Source organism: Alcaligenes sp. Marseille-Q7550 (genome assembly GCF_965112015.1).
Map to the genome: position 1 here is coordinate 197,681 of NZ_CBCOPU010000002.1, position 18,477 is coordinate 216,157.

An 18,477-nucleotide genomic window follows, 5' to 3' on the forward strand; every position below is an offset into this window, starting at 1 on the left:
TCTTAAGATTCGAGCTAACACGCATGAAACCCAGCGCAATTCTTTGATCCGTTCAGGGCATTGCTATACTGGTTCCGTAAATCGGCGGCAGGGGTTCGCTGCGGTCACTTAACAGCATCAGCTCAACGAGGAGAAATATGAACAAACCCTCCAAAATCGCACTTGTACTCGCCATTGCCGCTGTATCGGCCTCCGGTGCAGTTTCCGCACAGGAATCCGGCGAGATCAACAACTGGCGCAATCCGTTTGGCGACGTTTGGAAGAACGGCACCAACGAACTGTGCTGGCGTAACAACTTCTGGACTCCCGCCACGGGCATTCCAGGTTGTGACGGTGTGCCCGTTGCTCAGGCTCCCGAAGCTCCCGTCGTAGCTCCCACCGTCACCAAAGTGACCCTGAACGCCGACACGTTCTTCGACTTCGACAAGGCAACGCTGAAGCCAGAAGGCCGCCAGGTCCTGGATCAAGTGGCTGAAACCGTTCAGTCCATCAATCTGGAAACCCTGATCGCCACCGGTCACACCGACTCCATCGGTACCGAAGCTTACAACCAGAAGCTGTCCGAGCGTCGCGCCAACACCGTCAAGCAGTACCTGATCAGCAAAGGCGTTCCTGCTGACCGCATCTACGCTGAAGGCAAGGGCGAAAGCCAACCCGTGGCGTCCAACAAGACCCGCGAAGGCCGCGCTCAGAACCGTCGCGTGGAAATCGAAATCGTCGGCAACCGCAAGTAATTCCTGCTGCGCCACGCATTTCCGTAGCTAAGGCTACAATTAAGGCTCCGCTTTCGCGGGGCCTTAATTTTTTGGGTGAACCATGACAGTCTCCACACCTACTGCCGCGACCGCCAACGTCGATCAGGCAGAAATCGACAAGTTCAGCGCGCTGGCCTCCCGCTGGTGGGATCCGACCAGCGAATTCAAGCCGCTGCACGCCATCAACCCGCTGCGCCTGGACTGGATTCTTTCACACACCGGTCCGCTGCAGGGCAAGCGGGTGCTGGACGTGGGTTGCGGCGGCGGGATCCTGTCCGAAAGCCTGGCGCAGGCCGGCGGCGAAGTCACCGGCATAGACCTGGCCGAACGCTCCCTGAAGATCGCGCGGCTGCACAGCCTGGAATCGGGCGTACCCGTGCAGTACGAGACCGTCAGCGCCGAGGACATGGCCGAACGGCACCCGGCGCGCTTCGACGTGGTGACCTGCATGGAGATGCTCGAGCACGTGCCGGACCCTGGCTCCATCATCCGCGCCTGCTCGAGCCTGGTCAAACCGGGCGGCTGGGTGTTCTTCTCCACCCTGAACCGCAATCCCAAGTCCTTTCTGTTCGCCATCGTGGGCGCGGAATACGTGCTGCGCCTGATCCCCAAGGGAACGCACAGCTACGAAGGCTTCATCAAGCCCAGCGAACTGATCCAGACAGCGCGCCACTGCGGACTGGAGGCCGAAGAGCTGAGAGGCCTGGAGTACAACCCCATCACCGATCACTATCGCCTGTCCGGCGACACCTCCGTCAACTACCTGGTGGCCACCCGCCGGCAAGACTGACCCCATGTCCATGAAGAAACTCGTCCTGTTCGATTTCGACGGCACCCTGGCCGACTCCGCTCCCGACCTGGCCGCCGCCGCCAACCGGCTGCGCCTGCAGCGCGGCCTGGCCGCCCTGCCCTACGAGACCTTGCGCCCCCACGCTTCGCATGGGGCCCGCGGCCTGCTCAAGGCGGCCCTGGACATGAACCCGGACCATCCCGAATACGCCCAGCTGCGCGCGCAGTTCCTGCAGGACTACGAGGCCAACATGACTTCGCTCACCCATCTGTTCGAGGGCGTGGCCGAGATGCTGCAGCGGCTGGAGCACAACCAGTACACCTGGGGCATCGTCACCGGCAAGCTGGAATACCTGGCGCTGCCCCTGATACGCCACCTGGGCCTGGAGCAGGCTTGCGCCGTCACCGTGGGCGGAGACACCACCGGCCATGCCAAGCCGCATCCCGCCCCCCTGCTCTACGCCGCCGAAAAAGCCGGCTTCCAGCCGCAGCACTGCCTTTACGTGGGCGACGACCAGCGCGACATACAGGCCGGCCAGGCCGCCGGCATGGCCACCATGGTGGCGGCCTACGGATATTGCGCGCAGGACCCGGCCATACCCAGCTGGAAGGCGGACCTGATCGCCCACGATGTCGCCGAAATCTGGGAGGGCGTGCAACGCTGGGCCCAGGGCGGGCACCAGGCCGCCTCCCCCTGGCCTGCTGATTCTCCTCAGGGCAGCAGCGCCGGCAGGCGTTGCTGCATCCGCAGAACGGCCGGCGGCAAGGCCTCGCCCTGCCGCCACAGCATGCGCACCGCCAGAGGCGGCAGGACCATCTCCTTGCAATGCAGCTGCCGCAGCTTGGCGCGCAGGTTCTCGTATTCGGCGATGTTCAGGGGCAGGATGGCCCAGCCCAGGCCATCGGCCACCATGTCCGCGATCACGTAGAAGCTGTCCGAACGCCAGACGCTGGGGCTGATAACGGCCTGCTCCGCGCCTTCGATGTGCATCAGCAGTTGGCGATGGCCGGCCAGATCCCTGCGGCTGACCTGCCCCTGGCGCGCCAGGCTGTGCGTGCGCGCCACGCAGATGGCTTGCGGCACGGTGCCTATGTAGCGCTGCGCGAACTGCGCCGCAGCGGGGCCGCGGTCGAACTGGAAAGCGATCCGGGAGCGTCCCTCGGCCACGTAGGCCATCACTTCCGAGGCCGTGCCGTTGAGCACCGTCAGCTCCAGCGCCGGCCAGCGGGCCGCCAGCTCCTTGAGCAGCAGCGACACCGGCTCCAGGGGCAGGGCTTCGTCCAGGGCGATCTCCAGGCGTGCGGGCTGCCCCTGGGACAACTCCAGGGCGCGCCGCTCCAGGACATCGGCCTGGCGCAACAAGGCATGCGCCTCCAGCAACATGACCTCGCCGGCCGCCGTCAGCCTCAGCGCGCGCCGGGAACGATCGAACAATTCCAGATTCAGGTCCGCTTCCAGCAAACCTATGGATGTGCTCAGCGCCGACTGCACCTTGCCCAGGTTCCGGGCGGCCTGAGTCATGGAGCCGGCCTCGGCCACGGCCACGAAGTGCCTCATTCTTTCCAGGGTCCAATCCATGCTATCAAATTTATAGATGCTATTTAACTTTGTACGCAGATATTATTGATGGATCATAAACGCTTCGCAACAACGACGCTTTCCCATGTCCTTCACCACGACGCCCAACCAAGCCCAGACCCATCCGACCACAAGCCGGCGCTGGCTGGTCCTGGCCATTGTCTCGGCGGCGCTGCTGCTCATCGTCATCGACATGACAGTGCTCTATACCGCCCTTCCCCGCCTGACCCACGATCTGCACGCCTCGGCCTCGCAAAAGCTATGGATCGTCAACATCTACGCCCTGGTCGTATCCGGCCTGCTGCTGGGCATGGGCACCTTGGGCGACCGTCTCGGCCACAAACGCCTGTTCCTGTCCGGCCTGGCCCTGTTCGGCCTGGCTTCGCTGGCCGCCGCCTACTCCCCCACCCCTGCGGCCCTCATCGCCGCCCGGGCCTTCCTGGGCGTGGCCGCGGCCATGATGATGCCGGCCACCTTGTCGCTGATCCGCATCACCTTCGCGGACGAGCGCGAGCGCGCCGTCGCCATCGGCATCTGGGCTGCAGTCGCCTCGGGCGGCGCCGCCTTCGGACCGGTGGTCGGCGGCCTGCTTCTGGAGCATTTCTGGTGGGGCTCGGTGTTCCTGATCAACGTACCCATCGTATTGCTCGCCCTGCCGCTGGGAATGCTGCTTGTGCCGCGTTCGCGCCCCGATACCTCGCGTCCTTGGGATCTGAAAGGGTCCCTGATCATCATGGTGGGACTGGTGGCCTGCACCTTCGCCATCAAGGAAGCCGGCAAGCAAACGCCCGCCTGGCCGCTGGCTGCCGCCGCGCTGGCCGCCGGCGTGCTGTTCCTGACCCTGTTCGCACGCCAGCAGCGCCGCAGCCCGCATCCGCTGATCGATTTTTCGCTGTTTCGCAATGCCGCCTTCACAACCTCGGTCGTGGCGGCCCTGACCGCCTCCGCCGCCCTGATCGGCATGGAGCTGGTTTTCAGTCAACGCCTGCAACTGGTACTGGGCTTCTCGCCGCTGGAAGCCGGCCTGGCCATCGTCCCGCTGCCTCTGGCGGCTTTTCTGGCCGGTCCGCTGGCCGGCAAGCTGCTGCCCCGCATCGGCAGCGCGCGCCTGCTGACCGGCTCCCTGACGCTGTCGGGTCTGGGCATGGGCGCCTATCTGCTCTGGCACAATGCGCCCCAGGCCCTGCAGGCTGTCAGCCTGGCGCTCTTGGGGCTGGGCATAGGCGCGGCCATGACGGCCGCCTCCAGCACCATCATGCAAAGCGCGCCAGCCTCGCGCGCAGGGATGGCGGCGTCCGTGGAGGAAATGTCCTATGAACTGGGCGGCGCGCTGGGCGTGACCCTGATGGGCAGCCTGCTTTCCGCGGTGTACAGCGCTACTCTGCTGTTGCCGGCAGGTACGAACCTGCCCTTCGCCGTACGCGACAGCCTGGACGAAGCCCTGCTGGCGGCCGAATCCCTGCCCCGGGACCAGGCGCTGCTGGTGGGCGAACTGGCCCGCAACGCCTTCGATGGCGGCTACGTAGCCGTGCTGGCCGCGTGCACGGCACTGCTGCTGACCGCCGCCCTGGCCGTCTGGCGCTTCCAGCGTCGGCCCGGCTGACCAGAATGGGGCTGCATCGATCTAGGGCCGCTGCAGCAGGCCGAGCTTGCCGCTGCGTCCCGCCCAGTACTCGTGCTCCGGCAAAGGCGCTTTCTGTCGAGTGATCCGCACCCAGCCGGGAGCCTGGCTCAACTCCCGGTTAAGGTCGGCATAGACGGCCTGCTCCGGCTTCAAGTCCTGTTCGCTGACGATGGCGCCCACCGGGCATTCGGCCACGCAGATCGAACAATCTATGCACTCGTCCGGATGGATCACCAGGAAATTCGGGCCTTCGAAGAAACAGTCCATGGGGCACACCGACACGCAATCGGTGTATTTGCACTGGATGCACGCATCCGTCACAACATAAGGCATGGTTATTACGCTTTACTGAAAGGTCCTACTGTAAACCGTTCAGATGACAATTGCCCGTCGCGCAGTCAACCCGGCGATTGCGGCGTGCGCCGGACCTTGGCGATATCGAAGCCCTGAGACGCCGCATAATCCAGCAGGGACTGGATGCGCGCCTCGTCCGCCTGCGGCTTGCGGCTCAGCACCCACAGGTATTCCCGGTCCGGCGTGCCGACCAGAGCATAGTCGTAATCGCCGTCCACCCGCAGGATCCAGTAGTCCCCCCAGACCCAGGGCAGCCAGGACATCCACTGGGGTGCGAAACGCACCTGCAGGCGGGCTGGGTCTTCGGTATCGGGGGCCAGGCGCCCGAACGCCTTGGCCTCGTCGAACTGCCCGGACGCCGTGCGGCAGCGGTTGGTCACCCGCAAGCCCTGCTCCACCAACTCGTACATGGCCTGCACGTCGCCCACGCACTGATCCTGAAAACGGTTGGGCAGGCGAGCCTGTTCGTACCAGAGCCCCACGTAGCGCGCCAGATCCACATTCTTCTGCGTGCCCAGCAGCGCCTTGCCCGCGGGACCGCTGCTGCATCCGGCAAGAAGCACCAGGGCGGCGGCGGCCAGCCCTGCCGCCCAAGGGCGTGATGAAACGGATTTCATGGCATTCCTCCTTGTGAAGGACCCAGCCTCGCGACTGGCGTGAAGGCGCGTCGTCAGCGCGCATTACATGGCAAAGCATAATCCAGCCAGGACCGCTCTGGAATTCACATCGAAAAAACGCAACACTCCTTCTCCAGCCTTCGACAGGCGGATGCGCCCGAAGCACCGGCCTTGCCATGGACGGCAAGGCCGACGCAACGGCGCACGGTCAGATGCCCAGGAACCGGAACGGCTCAGCCGGCTTGAACTGATCCAGGGCGTCGCCCGAATAGACGTTGGTCTGGTTCGGTCCCAGGTCCAGTTTGAGCACCTTGCCGGTCTCGGCCGAAAAGTCCACCCGCCGCGTATCCACCCAGAAGGTATTGGGCGTCAGGGCGGATTCGAAGAAATACAAGCCGCGCTTGTGATCGAAGACCGTGCGCCAGCGCGTGGAGGAAATATTGGGCTCGCTTTCGGTCGTGATGCCGTAAGGCACGGACGCATTGCGTATGACGCTGAAAGCGCTGGCCAGGGCCTCGTTGGGCGGGGCGGCCTGGGGCACCGCATTGATGTAGAAGGAAGCGCGCGCAAAGCGGTCGGCCGCCCGGTTCGTACCCGGCAGCATGACAGTGCCGCCGATCTGCTTCCAATATTCGTTCAAGGCCAATTGCTGGTCGAAGGTCGGCGAATTGGTCATGACCTGATACTGGCGCCCATGATGGATGACCTGCTTGCCGTCGATGTACTCGACGATGGCGCTGTCGCCTGAGGAGTCGGACATGGACAGATGCAAGGTCGCCAGGCGCTGCTCGCCGGGCACCTGGTCCGTCACGATGACGAAAGGCTCCTTCTCCAGGGCGGCGACCGCCTCGGCCACGCTTGCGAAATTGTCCAGCACATACTGCGCCCATAGGGAAATGCTGAGCGTTTTATCCCCCTTGACGGGCGCGGGATACGAGGACTCCACCAGCCACAGCAGGTTGGCATTGAGCCCTTTTTCATTGACGCCGTCCGTCGTGGAGATGTCATAGCCGGATGCAATCACGCTGCCATACCTCGACGTCCACTCGATGGAGTCCGGTCCTGCCTGACCCGTACGCTGCGCTCCCCTGGGAAAGACCCAGAGATTGGTCATGACATCCGTCTTCCAGTCCATGGACCGCGTGGTGATGATCTGGCCGTTCTCTCCCAGATACACCGCCCGCGTGCACGCCTGCAAGGCAGGCGAAAACAATGACAGCCCAAGGGCGCACGCCAGCAGCCCATGACAAAACCGTTGTTGCGACATAGCTTTTTTCTCCGACAGCGGTATCTGCGCGCGGCCTCCAGGTAAAAGGCCCGGCATGATGCCAGGTCTGGGGCCGGCCTCCGGGACCGGCCGCCCGGCCATCATACCGCAGGGTGCGCACGCCCCGCGCATCCCTGCCCGTCTTCCCTTTCCGACGGCTGACGGCGAGCTTAAAGGCAGAATTCTTCTGCGCCGTCAAGGCTGGAGCTCGAGCGTTGCAATGAGTCCACAGAACAAAAAAAAGAATGGCCAGGAGTTTACAAAAGAAATATTTTAATAATAAGAATAATTCTTGTTATCGTTTATTTTATTATTTAATTTGATATCCAGCCCATGTCGTCTTCATTCAAACTCTTCCCTACCGCACGCGTGCTGACCATCCTGACCGGCTCCGCCTTTCCTCTTTCCAGCGCCCTGGCCCAACAGGACGTGAAGCAGTTGGACAATATCGTGGTCACCGCGTCGGGATTCGAGCAGGCCGTGGAGGACGCGCCCGCTTCCATCAGCGTCATTCCGCGTGCAGAACTGGAGAAAAAGGCTTATCGCGACGTGACCGATGCGCTCAAGGACGTGCCCGGCGTGGTGATCACCGGCGGGGCGAGCAGCAGCGACATCAGCATACGCGGCATGTCGTCCGCCTATACCCTGATCCTGGTGGACGGCAAACGGCAGAACTCGCGTGAAACCCGTCCCAACAGCGACAATGCCGGCATCGAGCAGGGGTGGCTGCCTCCCATGCAGGCCATCGAGCGCATCGAAGTCATCCGGGGCCCCATGTCCTCCCTGTATGGCTCCGAAGCCATGGGCGGGGTGATCAACATCATCACCCGCAAAGTCAACAAGGAATGGACAGGCTCTCTGCGTACCGAAGGCACGTTCCAGGAAGACTCCAAGTCCGGCAATATCTACCAGGGCAACTTCTACCTGGCCGGCCCCATCAAGGAAGACCTGCTGGGCCTGCAGATCTACGGTCAGGAGTCGCGCCGCAACGAGGACGAGATCCTGAACGGCTTCAACAAGCAGAACACCTCCTCGGGCACGGTCAAGCTGACCCTGACGCCCAACGCCGATCACGACCTGACGGCCGAATTCTCGCGCACCTTGCAGGAGCGCACCTCCACGCCCGGCAAGAGCATGGCCGTCGAGAGCTGCAGCCGCGGCAAGTGCACGCCCAATGAACTGTCCCAGAGCAAGTACGACCGCAATGTCTATTCGCTCACCCACAACGGCCGCTGGGGCAAGGCGGTCTCCTCCACCTATGTTCAGCGCGAAGAGATCGACAATCCCGGCCGCAACATGTTCCTGAAGAACACGGAGTTCAATACGCAGTGGAGCATGCCGCTGGGCAACCACATGCTGACCTCGGGCTTTCAGTTCCTGCGAGAAGAGCTGCGCGACATGGGCAACCAGTACAAGCCGGACGTCAACAATCTGAGCCGCGACCAATGGTCCGTGTTTGCGGAAGATGAATGGAGCATGACGGACAACTTCGCCCTGACCGGCGGCCTGCGCATGACCCATGACGAGAATTACGGCGACCACTGGACCCCGCGCCTGTATGGCGTCTGGCACGCCACCGAGCAATTGAGCATCAAGGGCGGCGTGTCGTCCGGCTTCAAGGCGCCGGCGCTGCGCTCGGCGGTGGCCGACTGGGGCCAGATCACAGGCGGAGGCGGCGGCGTGCCCGCCGTGATCGTGGGCAATCCCAACCTGAAGCCGGAAAAGAGCCTGAGCCAGGAACTGGGCCTGATCTGGGACAACCGCAACGGCCTGGTCAACAGCCTGACCTTCTTCAACACCGACTTCAAGGACAAGATCTCCGAGACTCGCCGCTGCACGGATCCCGACGGACTGCCCAACTGCCACGTGTTCCCCGGCGACCAGGGCTACAAATTCATCAGCGATCGCGTGAACGTGGACAAGGCCGTGATGCGCGGCGTGGAAGCCTCGACCACCTGGTCGATCACGGACGACCTGCGCCTGGCAGCCAACTACACCTACACCTATTCCAAGCAGAAAAGCGGCGAATTCGCCGGTCGCCCCTTGAACAAGATGCCCAAACACATGTTCAACGCCACGCTGGACTGGGACGTCAACGAACAGTTGGGCCTGTGGAGCCGGGTCAATTACCGCGGACGCACTTCCGACTACCTGAGCCGCACGTCCATGAGCGACGGCACCCCGTCCTTCACCTTTGTGGACGCGGGCCTGTCCTACAAGATCAACAAGAACACCCGCGTTGGTTTCGGCATCTACAACATCCTGGACAAGCGCGTCACGGATGAAACCTTCGATGCCGTGTATGACGGCCGCCGCTACTGGGCCCAGCTGACGGTCGGCTTCTGATCGTCTTGCGTCCCAGCTGCACGCCGGCCCCGTTCAGGGGCCGGTTTTTTTCTTTCCCGCTTCAGAACTCCAGGTGCTTGAAGAAAAGCGGCAATTGCGTATAGCTGCCCATCAGTTGGTCGATCAGGTAGGACGTGTCCCGGGTTTCCAGCTCCAGCACCTTTTCCCGATAGTCCTCGTCCGCCAGTCCCGCCTCGTAACGGTCGGGGGCGATGCGCGCGCCGGCCAGCAGTTCAGAGAGCTTGGGGTCTTCCAGCGCCTCCAGCGCTGCGCGCAGGTTCAATTCCTGCGGCGTGAAGCCGACTTCGCGCCTTGGCCCGGCCTCCATCGCCAGCCGCACCAGACGCGCCAGACTGTCAACCTCTTCCCTGCACAGATAGAACAGATGCATATCGACCTCCTGTAAAGTGGTTGGACAATACATGCAGCATACCGAAGGTCGGCGCCCGCGCGCCAGCGCGGACTACACGGGCAGCTTCACCCCCGGCACCAGGCACAGCAACACGACATGGGCATGGCGCCGGTCCGGAATGCGGCCTGTAAAAAAACCGCCTGCTCGGGCAGGCGGCTTCGCGTGTGCCGCAAATATATATCCGGGCTCAATCGTCGAACTCGTCGCGCTGCACCACGTAAATCAGCACCAGCAAAATGGTGATGAAAAAACGGAAGGCATCCGGCACGCCGTTCCAGGTCTTGGACATCCACATGCCGAACCATTCGCCGCCCACGGACATGAACGCCACCTGCCAGGTCAGAAACCCCAAAGTAAGTCCGGCCACGGCCACGCGCTTGGATTTATTGAAATCCAGGCCATGCCGGTTCTTGAACATGATCCAGGCGCCCGCCAGGCACAGAATGGCCGTCAGGCTTTCCAGCGCGATGATGCCGATATAGCCCGCATGATGGATCCAGGGCGTATCGATGGCCCGATACTTGATGGCGGCATCCGGAAAGATGGTGTCCATCAGGAAGACGTGCTGCACGAAAGCGAAATTGGTGCCGTAATCCGTGATGTTGCCGAAGGCGACCAGAAATGCAAAAAAGCCAATGGCCGCCACCAGCAATGTCTTGGACAGACGAATCATGATCATTCCCCCTTTTTTGTTGATGATGCGCGATTGTAATCAAAGAGCCCGACCTGCATGGCAATACCGGAACCCGGCAGGTTCCCGTGCTACATTGAGGCCCATTCGAATCCTAGCCCGCCGTTATCTTGCCGGCCTGCGAACGTCGGCAGATGGAAGACGCCCCATGACTCTTTCCCGCATGCTCAAACACGGCCCGTGGCTGATGCTGCTGGGCCTTGCGCCCCTGGCGGCCATGGCCGGGCCGGATCGGACAGCGGGGCCCGGCGCCGCGCACGCACTGCAGCTCACTCCTTATCTCTGGGTGACGGGCTTGAAAGGCGATGTCTCTCCCTTCAAGCGCGGCCCCACGATCGGTATTGAAAAATCCTTTAACGATGTCTGGCGGGACCTGAACGCGGGCGGATTCGTCAACCTCTGGGCGCGCCGCGCTCGCTATGTATTGTCGGGCGACCTGCTCTATGTGGACAGCAGCGAAAGCAGAATCGTTGACGGCCTGCCCCTGCCGGGCGCCCTGGAAGGCAAGGTGGACAATCGCCTGTTCATGACCTCGCTGCAAGGCGGCTATCGGATCCTGCAGTCGGAACAGGCAAGCCTGGATGTGCTGGCCGGAGCCTCCTTCTGGGACGTGAGCACGCGCGCTCGCCTGCAGGCTGGACCGCTTTCCACCTCCTACAGGGAAAGTTTCAACTGGGTGGACCCCATGATCGGCCTGCGCGCATTCTACCGTCTCGACGAGCGCTTCTCCGTGCAGGCCCAGGCCGGCCTGGGGGGGTTCGGCGCCGGCTCGCGCCGCAGCCGCCAGGCTGTGCTGACTTTGAACTACGATCTGTCCGAACGCTTCAGCGTGGCCGCCGGCTACAAGATTCTGGAGGTGGACTCGCGCCGCGCGGGTCATGTCTTCGACGCCCGTCTGTCGGGACCGGTTCTCGGACTGAGCTGGCGCTTCTGACCCGCACGGAAACGGGGGCGGTTCCGCCCCCACCCGTCACGCCGTGCCGTTGATCTGGTGACGGCGTTCCCAGAAGCGCGTCGCCACCTTGCCCACCAGATCACCGCCCGTCTTGATGACGAACACGCCCTTGTCGGTGGACACTCCGGCCCGCTCCAGCAGGGGCTTGGCCCCGCCGTCATGGCCCAGGGCCTTCAGGTGTCCATAGGCATCCGACACGAAATCCACCGCGGCCTTGCAATTGCACAGCTTGCCGGCTTCGCTCTCGTTCATGAGCAAGGCCACGGCGTCGAACAGCACCGACGGCGCCCCGTCTATCTTCTCGTCGGCCGGCAGGCGCCTGCCGGAGGCCAGTGTCACCCCGCCCACGCGCGGGGCCACGATCTTGACCGCAACCCCGGCCTGCTCCGCCGTCTTGCGCAGCAGGCCGACCAGGGCGTCGTCGGCTCCGTCCGTCACCAGGATCCCCAGGCAGCGGCCGGCGGCAGGCGGCTTGTGCGCCAGGATGGACAGGGCGGCCGACGGAGGCATGTCGCGCGGCGGCACGACAGGCACGGCCGGCTCGGGCAGCTCCAGCCCCAGGCCCTGGGCGGCCCGCTGGGCCAGGCCCTCGTCGATCACTCGCATATGGGACAGCACGCGCAGGCGCACATGGTTGAGCTGCACCTTGGACAGTTCGAACACCAGGCCGGCGATCAGATGCTCCTGCTCGATCTCGGACTGGGAGCGGTAGAACAGCCGCGCCTGGGTGTAATGGTCCGCGAAGGATTCGGCGCGCACCCGCAGCTTGGCCGCGTCCTGCGGCGCGCTGCCCACCGTGCGAAAGCCATGCTCCTGCTCGCGCGGCCCTGTCGGCTCGCCAACTTCGCCCAGGCTGTTGGGCTCATACGTGGCCCGGCCCTTGAAGACCTGGGTCTGCATCATGCCGTCGCGCTGGAAGTTGTGGAACGGACAGCGCGGCGCGTTCACCGGAATCTGGTGGAAGTTGGTGGTGCCCAGGCGCGACTTCTGCGTGTCCATGTAGGAAAACAGCCTCCCCTGCAGCAGGGGATCATCGGAAAAATCGATACCGGGCACAACGTTGGACGGCAGGAACGCGACCTGTTCGGTTTCTGCGAAGAAATTGTCCGGATAGCGGTCCAGCACCAGCCGGCCAATGATCTTTACCGGCAGGGCCTCCTCCGGTATCAGCTTGGTGGGATCCAGCACATCGTAATCCTGCTGGCTGGCCCACTGTTGGTCGAACACCTGTATGCCCAGTTCCCACTCCGGAAATGCGCCGCTCTGAATTGCTTCATACAGGTCGCGGCGCAGATAGTCCGGGTCGGCTCCGGAGATCTTGACGGCTTCGTCCCACAAGGTCGACTGCATGCCCTGCTTGGGCTTCCAGTGGAACTTCACGAAATGCGCCTGCCCCTGTTCGTTGACCAACTGGAAGGTATGCACGCCAAAACCCTCCATCATGCGGAACGAACGCGGCAGGGCCCGATCGGACATCAGCCACAACACCATATGCATGGATTCCGGCATCAGCGAGACGAAATCCCAGAAGGTATCGTGCGCCGAGGCCGCCTGCGGAAAGCCGCGATCCGCCTCGGGTTTGACGGCATGGATCAGGTCCGGAAACTTGATGGCGTCCTGGATGAAGAACACGGGCATATTGTTGCCCACCAGGTCCCAGTTGCCCTCGTCCGTGTAGAACTTGACGGCAAAGCCGCGCACGTCGCGGGGCGTATCCTTGGACCCCTTGGAGCCGGCCACCGTGGAAAAACGGCAGAAGACCGGCACGCGCGCGCCCGCCTTCTGGAACAGGGAAGCGCGCGTCAACTCCGGTATGGGATGCAGGCATTCGAAGAACCCGTGCGCGCCGGTGCCGCGAGCGTGCACGATGCGTTCAGGGATGCGTTCATGATCGAAGTGGAAGATCTTCTCGCGCAAGACGAAATCTTCCAGCAAGGTCGGGCCGCGCGCACCCGCGCGCAGCGAATTCTGGTTATCCGATATGGGCATGCCATGGTTGGTGGTCAGGCCCTGGTAGCCGCTCTGGTGCGGCTCGCCTCCTTGGCCGTGACGGGTCTGTACGGGTGCTGTCGGCTGTTTCTTGGCCACGATGCGGTCCTCCTTTGCAAGACAAAAAAACAGGCCCCGCCTGGGAACGGGGCCTGATCGGCTATGGGCGGCTTATTGGCCGTACTTGGTCTTGGCCTCGGCCAGGCAGGCGTCCTTGGCATCGCCCGACATGGCGTCGCATTTCTCCTTGGCCACTTTGTACTGGGCGTCACGCTTGTCCTCGACGGCCTCCTGATGCGCCTCGGCGCTTTCCTTGGCCTCTTTGGCGTCCGCCTTGGCGCTTTCGCGCTGGGCCTTGGCTTCTTTCTCGCAGACGTCCTTTTCATTGCCCTTGAGGGCGTCGCAGCGCTTCATGGCCTGGTCATACTGGGCCTTGATAGCACTGTCGTCCTGGGCGGCCGAGGCCGGCGCGGCTCCAAGGCCCAGGGTCATGACGGATGCGGCAAACACGCTTTGGAGTACAAGGGAAACGGATTTCATCTGACTCTCCTTCTCGGTTTGAAAAAAATATCGCCAATGGCCGGATTCAAGTTTTGGTCGCCTTGCGGACGGCGTCCTTGGTCTCGCCCACCTTGCGCTCCAGGGCGCCGGCGGTCTTTTCCGCCTTGCCTTTCAGCTCCACCGATCTGTTGCCGGTGACTTTGCCCACGGTTTCCTTGATCGCGCCTTTGACTTCATGGGCGACGCCCTTGATACGGTCCTTGTCCATGACGGTGTGCTCCTTGAAAAAACGAGGCTTGCGACAACCTGCCTGCAAAAGCCTCATGCCAGGCGGGTTCGTGAAGAAAAGCCTAGGTTTTTTTCCGGGCCCGAGTGCGAACGGGCGTCTCAAGTCGTGAGCAACTATGACCGCCCCGCCCCTGCTTTTGCCTTGTAGAATCATCCAGTTACCGGACGGGAACAAAAAAGCAGGCCGCCAGGCCTTATACTTGCCCCTCGGCCGCTTCCCGGCCTCTTTCTGGATTCCTGTCGTGTTCCAAGCTGTCGCCATCCTGCTCGCCCTGTACGTATCCTGGCGCATCGTGCTCCTTCTGCCTCTGCGGCCCTGGCTGAAAGGCGTTCTGGCCGCCCTCGTCCTGGCGGCGTCGCTGCACCACCGCATCGTGGCCAGCTTCTGGGGCACGCGGGCCTCGCCGGAGATTCCGGGCGAGCTCATCATGGTGCTGGGCTGGGCATTCGGCGGCATTCTGCTGGCGGCCTGCCTGCTCTTGCTGCTGGACCTGGCCAGTCTTGCGATCTGGGCCGTGAACCGCCCTGCCGGCCGGCGCTGGCTGGGCGCCCGAACGGCACGCACCGCCGTCGGCGCAGCCGCGCTGGCCTTGTCCGCCCTGGGAGTCTGGCAAGCAGTGCATGTTCCAGACGTCAAGGCATTGGAAGTGAACCTGAAGGGCCTGCCGGCCGAACTGGACGGCTTCAGGCTGGCGCAGTTGACCGACCTGCACGCCAGCCGTCTGCTGCAGAGGGGCTGGATCCGCGCCGTGGTGAACAAGACCAATGCGCTCGAGCCCGACCTGATCGTCATCACGGGCGACCTGGTAGACGGCAGTGTCGCCGCCCGCCTGGCCGACGTTGCTCCCTTGCAGGATCTGGCGGCACCGCAGGGTGTCTTCGCGGTCGTTGGCAACCACGAGTACTACGCCAACTACATTCAGTGGATTGCGCATTTCAAGGCCCTGGGCTTGCGTCTGCTGCTCAACGAGCACGCGCTGATCACACGCAACGGCGCTGCTTTCGCCCTGGCGGGAATCACCGACGCCACCGCCGCCCAGCGCGGGCAGCCGCATCCCGACGTACGCGCAGCCATGGCCGGCATTCCCGCCGGCACGCCTGTCATTCTGCTGAGCCACCGCCCTGCCGGCGCAGCCGTGAACGCTGCGGCCGGCGCCGACCTGCAATTGTCGGGCCATACCCACGGAGGCCAGATCGTCGGTCTGCACAAGATCGTGCAAATGGCCAATGAAGGCTTTGTATCCGGCGTCTACCAGGTCGGCGACATGCAGCTGTACGTCAGCAACGGCACGGGCTTGTGGGCCGGCTTGCCATTGCGCATCGGCAGGCCTTCGGAGATCACGCTGATCACCTTGCGCCGCGCCCCCTGATCGGCCGCCATTCCTGCTAGGGCGTCAGGCTCCTGAGCGCGCGCCGGCAGATACGCTGCGTCGCCTCGTCCTGTGCAGCCTGCGCCTGCCATTGGGCGCACACGCTGCGCACCCAGTCCGCCTGGTCCTTGGCGGCGTCGTTCAGCCAGTTAGCCACGGAATCCTGGACGTAGACGCTGTCATCCGCGCTCAAGGCGGACAATATGGGCAGCATGCGCCCAGGCTCGCGCTTGAGCACGGCAATGTGCGCGCACCAGACGCCGCGAGGACGCAAGGCTTCGCAAGAAAAGCGGCGCAGATAAGCGGACGGCGAGAGAGACCAGGCGCCCAGCAGCTCGACGGCCCGATCCAGGTCGGCGGCCAGATGCGGCCGCAGCGCCATCCAGGCCCATTCACGAACGCCGAAATGCGCATCATTCGCCAGGGACTCCATCTTCTCCAGCCGTTGCGCCAGACTCAAGTCCGGTTCGGCGCCCACCATGAAGCGGGACCAGCCCCGCACCGTATCGGAACCATGATCACGGCAACGTTCCCAAGCCTGCCGCCCCCCGAACTGCAGCGGCCATGCGCCCACGCCCATCATGCGCTTGAGTATGCCCAGTTGGCAGAGCGTATCGAGCTCTTCCCATTGAGCCTCGGTCAACTCCGGGAACACGGCGCCGAGCAGCATGCGCTGATCGATGGCCAAGGATTCGGACAAGGTCGCGCTGGCCATCTCGCCACGCGACAAGGTCGACAGGACATCGGCCGGAATATCGGCCGCGCGGGCATACCCTTTGCGAGCTGTTTCTTTCATGATGCACGCTCCTGTTCCGCCGGGGCGCGTCCTTGCGCCGCCTTGTTCAGCAAGTCCGACAATTGGCTGCGTTCCTGCCCGGACAGATGCCCGAACAGGCCGCCTATCCACTGCGCATGAGCGGCCACCATCTCCCGCGCCACGGCCCTGCCCTTGCTTGTCAAATGCACGGTCAGGGCGCGCCGGTCCTTCGCATCCGCCCTGCGCTCGGCCAGACCCGCGCGCTGCAGTCCCTCCAGCAAGGCGGTGACCGTGGCGCGCGTCACGCCCGCCCGTTCGGCCAGCACATGGGGAGCCAGGCCGTCAGGCGCCACGTCCAACAGAAAGAGCAGCACGAAACGCCCTTCGGTCAGCCCCTGCGCAAACAGCAGGGCCGCGCAGTCCCTGTCTATACCCGCAGCTAACGACAGAATCTGGAAACACAGCTGCATGCCCCCCAGATCCGCGCCACCCCGCTGCCGGGCGTCTTCCAGCAGGGCCATGTATTTTCGTTCCAATTGCATAGCTTGACATCATATAGTTAGATATCGAATTATATAACTGAAACGCCAGCTCCCCGTATTCGAATCCCGCCGCTGTTGCGCAAATGTTGCGATGCAATCAACCAGCAATCGCTCTCGAGCTCTGAGGCCTGATAGCATGGAAATGAACGAAACCTGGAGCCAGGAAGGTGCGACAATAGGCTGCACTGGCCAGGCAATATGTTGCGGCGCATGCATCCTGCCCTGCCCTGGCAATGATCCTCAGTCGCGGAAACGGAATCCGATTCACAAGCACCATGAAAACCATCAAGAAATCGAGCAAGCTGGCGAATGTCCTGTACGACATTCGCGGCCCCATCATGGATAGGGCCAAACAAATGGAAGATGAGGGCCAGAAACTCATCAAGCTGAACATCGGCAACCTGGCGGTGTTCGGTTTCGACGCCCCCGAGGAAATCCAGCTCGACATGATCCGCAATCTGCCCAACTCGGCCGGATACTCGGACAGCAAAGGCATTTTTGCTGCGCGCAAGGCCGTCATGCACTACACCCAGGAACAGGGGATCGAAGGCGTCACGCTGGAAGACATCTACCTGGGCAACGGCGCTTCGGAACTGATCGCCATGGCGACCAATGCGCTGCTCGATGACGGCGACGAACTGCTGCTGCCCATGCCCGACTACCCGCTCTGGACGGCGGTGACCAGCCTGTCGGGCGGCACCCCCGTGCACTACCTGTGCGACGAGGCCAACGGCTGGATCCCCGATCTGGAGGACATCCGTTCCAAGATCACGCCGCGCACCAAGGGCATCGTCGTGATCAATCCCAACAATCCCACCGGCGTGCTCTATCCGGACTCAGTGCTCCAGGCTCTGGTCGATATCGCCCGCGAGCATGGCCTGGTGCTGCTGGCCGACGAAGTCTACGACAAGGTGCTGTTCGACGACCTCAAGCACACCGCCCTGGCCAGCCTGTCCACCGATGTGCTGACGCTGACCTTCAATTCGCTGTCCAAGAGCTACAGGGCCTGCGGCTACCGCGCGGGCTGGCTGGTCATTTCGGGCGACAAGAGCGCCGCGGCCGACTACATCGAAGGCCTGAGCATGCTCGCCAACATGAAACTCTGCGCCAACGTGCCGGGCCAATGGGCTATACAGACCGCCCTGGGCGGCTACCAGAGCATCAAGGACCTGGTGTGCGAAGGCGGTCGCCTGCGCCGCCAGCGCGACCTGGCCTACGAACTGATCACCGCCATTCCAGGCGTGACCTGCGTCATGCCGCACGCCGCCCTGTACATGTTCCCGCGGCTGGACCCCGAGGTCTACCCCATCAAGGACGACCGCCTGTTCTTCCTGCAACTGCTCGAAGCCACGCGCGTCATGCTGGTGCAGGGCACGGGATTCAACTGGCCCCACCCCGACCACTTCCGCATGGTCTTCCTGCCCCACGAACCGGACCTGCGCGAAGCCATCAGCCGCATGGCCAAATTCCTCAAGGACTACCGCATCAAGCACGGAACGGAGCGAGCGGAATTTTCGGATGCGCCCAATCAGGCCGTGAAGACCGCCGAGGCGACGTAGGCGCCTGGCAAGGCTGCCTGGGGCGGACCAAAGGCCCCGGAATGAAAAAAGCCAAGGACCGCCAAGTCCTTGGCCTTTGGAG

Annotated in this window: 18 protein-coding genes and 1 pseudogene; 8 read left to right on the top strand and 11 right to left on the bottom strand. The window is 63.3% G+C overall.

The window, feature by feature from the left end:
• The first annotated feature begins 137 nt into the window (after positions 1-137).
• The 3 genes and pseudogenes from ompA to gph all read left to right on the top strand — a co-directional run.
• Positions 138-734 (top strand): outer membrane protein OmpA, encoded by a 597-nt coding sequence (gene ompA, locus ACWPWO_RS10235; protein ID WP_394060553.1) that lies wholly within the window; start codon positions 138-140, stop codon positions 732-734.
• 82 nt (positions 735-816) lie between these two features.
• Positions 817-1,545: a bifunctional 2-polyprenyl-6-hydroxyphenol methylase/3-demethylubiquinol 3-O-methyltransferase UbiG gene (gene ubiG / locus ACWPWO_RS10240; protein WP_454006525.1), complete on the top strand. Its 729-nt coding sequence runs from the start codon at positions 817-819 to the stop codon at positions 1,543-1,545.
• Between the two features lie 10 nt (positions 1,546-1,555).
• Positions 1,556-2,203 (top strand): annotated as a pseudogene (gph, locus tag ACWPWO_RS10245) (phosphoglycolate phosphatase); the annotation flags it as partial.
• 53 nt (positions 2,204-2,256) lie between these two features.
• Here the strand turns inward: gph and ACWPWO_RS10250 are convergent.
• Entirely contained in the window at positions 2,257-3,123 is an 867-nt protein-coding gene (locus ACWPWO_RS10250) for a LysR family transcriptional regulator (RefSeq protein WP_454006526.1), read from the bottom strand.
• A gap of 85 nt (positions 3,124-3,208) precedes the next feature.
• Between ACWPWO_RS10250 and ACWPWO_RS10255 the strand changes: the two genes are divergently transcribed.
• Positions 3,209-4,726 carry an MFS transporter gene (locus ACWPWO_RS10255; RefSeq protein WP_454006527.1) on the top strand — a complete coding sequence of 506 codons (1,518 nt, stop codon included), beginning with the start codon at positions 3,209-3,211 and terminating at the stop codon, positions 4,724-4,726.
• A gap of 21 nt (positions 4,727-4,747) precedes the next feature.
• Here the strand turns inward: ACWPWO_RS10255 and fdxA are convergent, their stop codons facing one another.
• The 3 genes from fdxA to ACWPWO_RS10270 form a co-directional block, all read right to left on the bottom strand.
• On the bottom strand, positions 4,748-5,080 hold the full coding sequence (gene fdxA, locus ACWPWO_RS10260) for a ferredoxin FdxA (protein WP_394060561.1): 333 nt from the start codon (positions 5,078-5,080) through the stop codon (positions 4,748-4,750).
• A 65-nt stretch (positions 5,081-5,145) separates the two neighbouring features.
• On the bottom strand, positions 5,146-5,718 hold the full coding sequence (locus tag ACWPWO_RS10265) for a lipocalin family protein (protein WP_454006528.1): 573 nt from the start codon (positions 5,716-5,718) through the stop codon (positions 5,146-5,148).
• A 208-nt stretch (positions 5,719-5,926) separates the two neighbouring features.
• Positions 5,927-6,985: a linear amide C-N hydrolase gene (locus ACWPWO_RS10270; protein ID WP_454006529.1), complete on the bottom strand. Its 1,059-nt coding sequence runs from the start codon at positions 6,983-6,985 to the stop codon at positions 5,927-5,929.
• 333 nt (positions 6,986-7,318) lie between these two features.
• On the opposite strand from ACWPWO_RS10270, the gene ACWPWO_RS10275 reads away from it, so the two are divergent.
• Entirely contained in the window at positions 7,319-9,331 is a 2,013-nt protein-coding gene (locus ACWPWO_RS10275; RefSeq protein ID WP_454006530.1) for a ligand-gated channel protein, read from the top strand.
• A gap of 61 nt (positions 9,332-9,392) precedes the next feature.
• On the opposite strand, the gene ACWPWO_RS10280 is transcribed toward ACWPWO_RS10275, so the two are convergent.
• Positions 9,393-9,722 carry a hypothetical protein gene (locus ACWPWO_RS10280; protein WP_394060568.1) on the bottom strand — a complete coding sequence of 110 codons (330 nt, stop codon included), beginning with the start codon at positions 9,720-9,722 and terminating at the stop codon, positions 9,393-9,395.
• Between the two features lie 208 nt (positions 9,723-9,930).
• Positions 9,931-10,419 (bottom strand): DUF2165 family protein, encoded by a 489-nt coding sequence (locus ACWPWO_RS10285; protein ID WP_394065828.1) that lies wholly within the window; start codon positions 10,417-10,419, stop codon positions 9,931-9,933.
• A gap of 163 nt (positions 10,420-10,582) precedes the next feature.
• On the opposite strand from ACWPWO_RS10285, the gene ACWPWO_RS10290 reads away from it, so the two are divergent.
• The gene (locus ACWPWO_RS10290; protein ID WP_454006531.1) at positions 10,583-11,368 is read left to right on the top strand and encodes a hypothetical protein; all 786 of its coding nucleotides are present in this window, start codon (positions 10,583-10,585) and stop codon (positions 11,366-11,368) included.
• A gap of 36 nt (positions 11,369-11,404) precedes the next feature.
• Here the strand turns inward: ACWPWO_RS10290 and ACWPWO_RS10295 are convergent, their stop codons facing one another.
• The 3 genes from ACWPWO_RS10295 to ACWPWO_RS10305 form a co-directional block, all read right to left on the bottom strand.
• Positions 11,405-13,477: a catalase gene (locus tag ACWPWO_RS10295; RefSeq protein WP_454006532.1), complete on the bottom strand. Its 2,073-nt coding sequence runs from the start codon at positions 13,475-13,477 to the stop codon at positions 11,405-11,407.
• Between the two features lie 72 nt (positions 13,478-13,549).
• Entirely contained in the window at positions 13,550-13,870 is a 321-nt protein-coding gene (locus tag ACWPWO_RS10300; RefSeq protein ID WP_454007472.1) for a hypothetical protein, read from the bottom strand.
• Between the two features lie 94 nt (positions 13,871-13,964).
• Positions 13,965-14,147 carry a CsbD family protein gene (locus ACWPWO_RS10305; RefSeq protein ID WP_454006533.1) on the bottom strand — a complete coding sequence of 61 codons (183 nt, stop codon included), beginning with the start codon at positions 14,145-14,147 and terminating at the stop codon, positions 13,965-13,967.
• A 262-nt stretch (positions 14,148-14,409) separates the two neighbouring features.
• Here ACWPWO_RS10305 and ACWPWO_RS10310 point away from each other — a divergent pair, with 262 nt between their 5' ends.
• Complete coding sequence (locus ACWPWO_RS10310; protein WP_454006534.1) at positions 14,410-15,537, top strand: metallophosphoesterase; 1,128 nt, start codon at positions 14,410-14,412, stop codon at positions 15,535-15,537.
• Between the two features lie 16 nt (positions 15,538-15,553).
• On the opposite strand, the gene ACWPWO_RS10315 is transcribed toward ACWPWO_RS10310, so the two are convergent.
• Positions 15,554-16,333, bottom strand: coding sequence for a DNA alkylation repair protein (locus tag ACWPWO_RS10315; protein WP_454006535.1), 780 nt, complete (start codon positions 16,331-16,333; stop codon positions 15,554-15,556).
• Positions 16,330-16,836 (bottom strand): MarR family winged helix-turn-helix transcriptional regulator, encoded by a 507-nt coding sequence (locus ACWPWO_RS10320; RefSeq protein WP_454006536.1) that lies wholly within the window; start codon positions 16,834-16,836, stop codon positions 16,330-16,332. The genes ACWPWO_RS10315 and ACWPWO_RS10320 overlap by 4 nt, the downstream gene beginning before the upstream one ends.
• Positions 16,837-17,111: 275 nt before the next feature.
• On the opposite strand from ACWPWO_RS10320, the gene ACWPWO_RS10325 reads away from it, so the two are divergent.
• Positions 17,112-18,395 (top strand): pyridoxal phosphate-dependent aminotransferase, encoded by a 1,284-nt coding sequence (locus tag ACWPWO_RS10325; RefSeq protein ID WP_454006537.1) that lies wholly within the window; start codon positions 17,112-17,114, stop codon positions 18,393-18,395.
• Positions 18,396-18,477 lie beyond the last annotated feature (82 nt).

What these genes read in the sequence shown, in the direction of transcription:
- ACWPWO_RS10290 (WP_454006531.1), top strand. Translation starts at nt 10,583, where the DNA reads ATGACTCTTTCCCGCATGCTCAAACACGGCCCGTGGCTGATGCTGCTG.
- ACWPWO_RS10280 (WP_394060568.1), bottom strand. Translation starts at nt 9,722, where the DNA reads ATGCATCTGTTCTATCTGTGCAGGGAAGAGGTTGACAGTCTGGCGCGT.
- ompA (WP_394060553.1), top strand. Translation starts at nt 138, where the DNA reads ATGAACAAACCCTCCAAAATCGCACTTGTACTCGCCATTGCCGCTGTA.
- ACWPWO_RS10315 (WP_454006535.1), bottom strand. Translation starts at nt 16,333, where the DNA reads ATGAAAGAAACAGCTCGCAAAGGGTATGCCCGCGCGGCCGATATTCCG.
- ACWPWO_RS10275 (WP_454006530.1), top strand. Translation starts at nt 7,319, where the DNA reads ATGTCGTCTTCATTCAAACTCTTCCCTACCGCACGCGTGCTGACCATC.
- ACWPWO_RS10305 (WP_454006533.1), bottom strand. Translation starts at nt 14,147, where the DNA reads ATGGACAAGGACCGTATCAAGGGCGTCGCCCATGAAGTCAAAGGCGCG.
- ACWPWO_RS10255 (WP_454006527.1), top strand. Translation starts at nt 3,209, where the DNA reads ATGTCCTTCACCACGACGCCCAACCAAGCCCAGACCCATCCGACCACA.
- ACWPWO_RS10265 (WP_454006528.1), bottom strand. Translation starts at nt 5,718, where the DNA reads ATGAAATCCGTTTCATCACGCCCTTGGGCGGCAGGGCTGGCCGCCGCC.
- ACWPWO_RS10250 (WP_454006526.1), bottom strand. Translation starts at nt 3,123, where the DNA reads ATGGATTGGACCCTGGAAAGAATGAGGCACTTCGTGGCCGTGGCCGAG.
- ACWPWO_RS10325 (WP_454006537.1), top strand. Translation starts at nt 17,112, where the DNA reads ATGAAAACCATCAAGAAATCGAGCAAGCTGGCGAATGTCCTGTACGAC.
- ACWPWO_RS10300 (WP_454007472.1), bottom strand. Translation starts at nt 13,870, where the DNA reads ATGACCCTGGGCCTTGGAGCCGCGCCGGCCTCGGCCGCCCAGGACGAC.
- fdxA (WP_394060561.1), bottom strand. Translation starts at nt 5,080, where the DNA reads ATGCCTTATGTTGTGACGGATGCGTGCATCCAGTGCAAATACACCGAT.
- ubiG (WP_454006525.1), top strand. Translation starts at nt 817, where the DNA reads ATGACAGTCTCCACACCTACTGCCGCGACCGCCAACGTCGATCAGGCA.
- ACWPWO_RS10320 (WP_454006536.1), bottom strand. Translation starts at nt 16,836, where the DNA reads ATGCAATTGGAACGAAAATACATGGCCCTGCTGGAAGACGCCCGGCAG.
- ACWPWO_RS10270 (WP_454006529.1), bottom strand. Translation starts at nt 6,985, where the DNA reads ATGTCGCAACAACGGTTTTGTCATGGGCTGCTGGCGTGCGCCCTTGGG.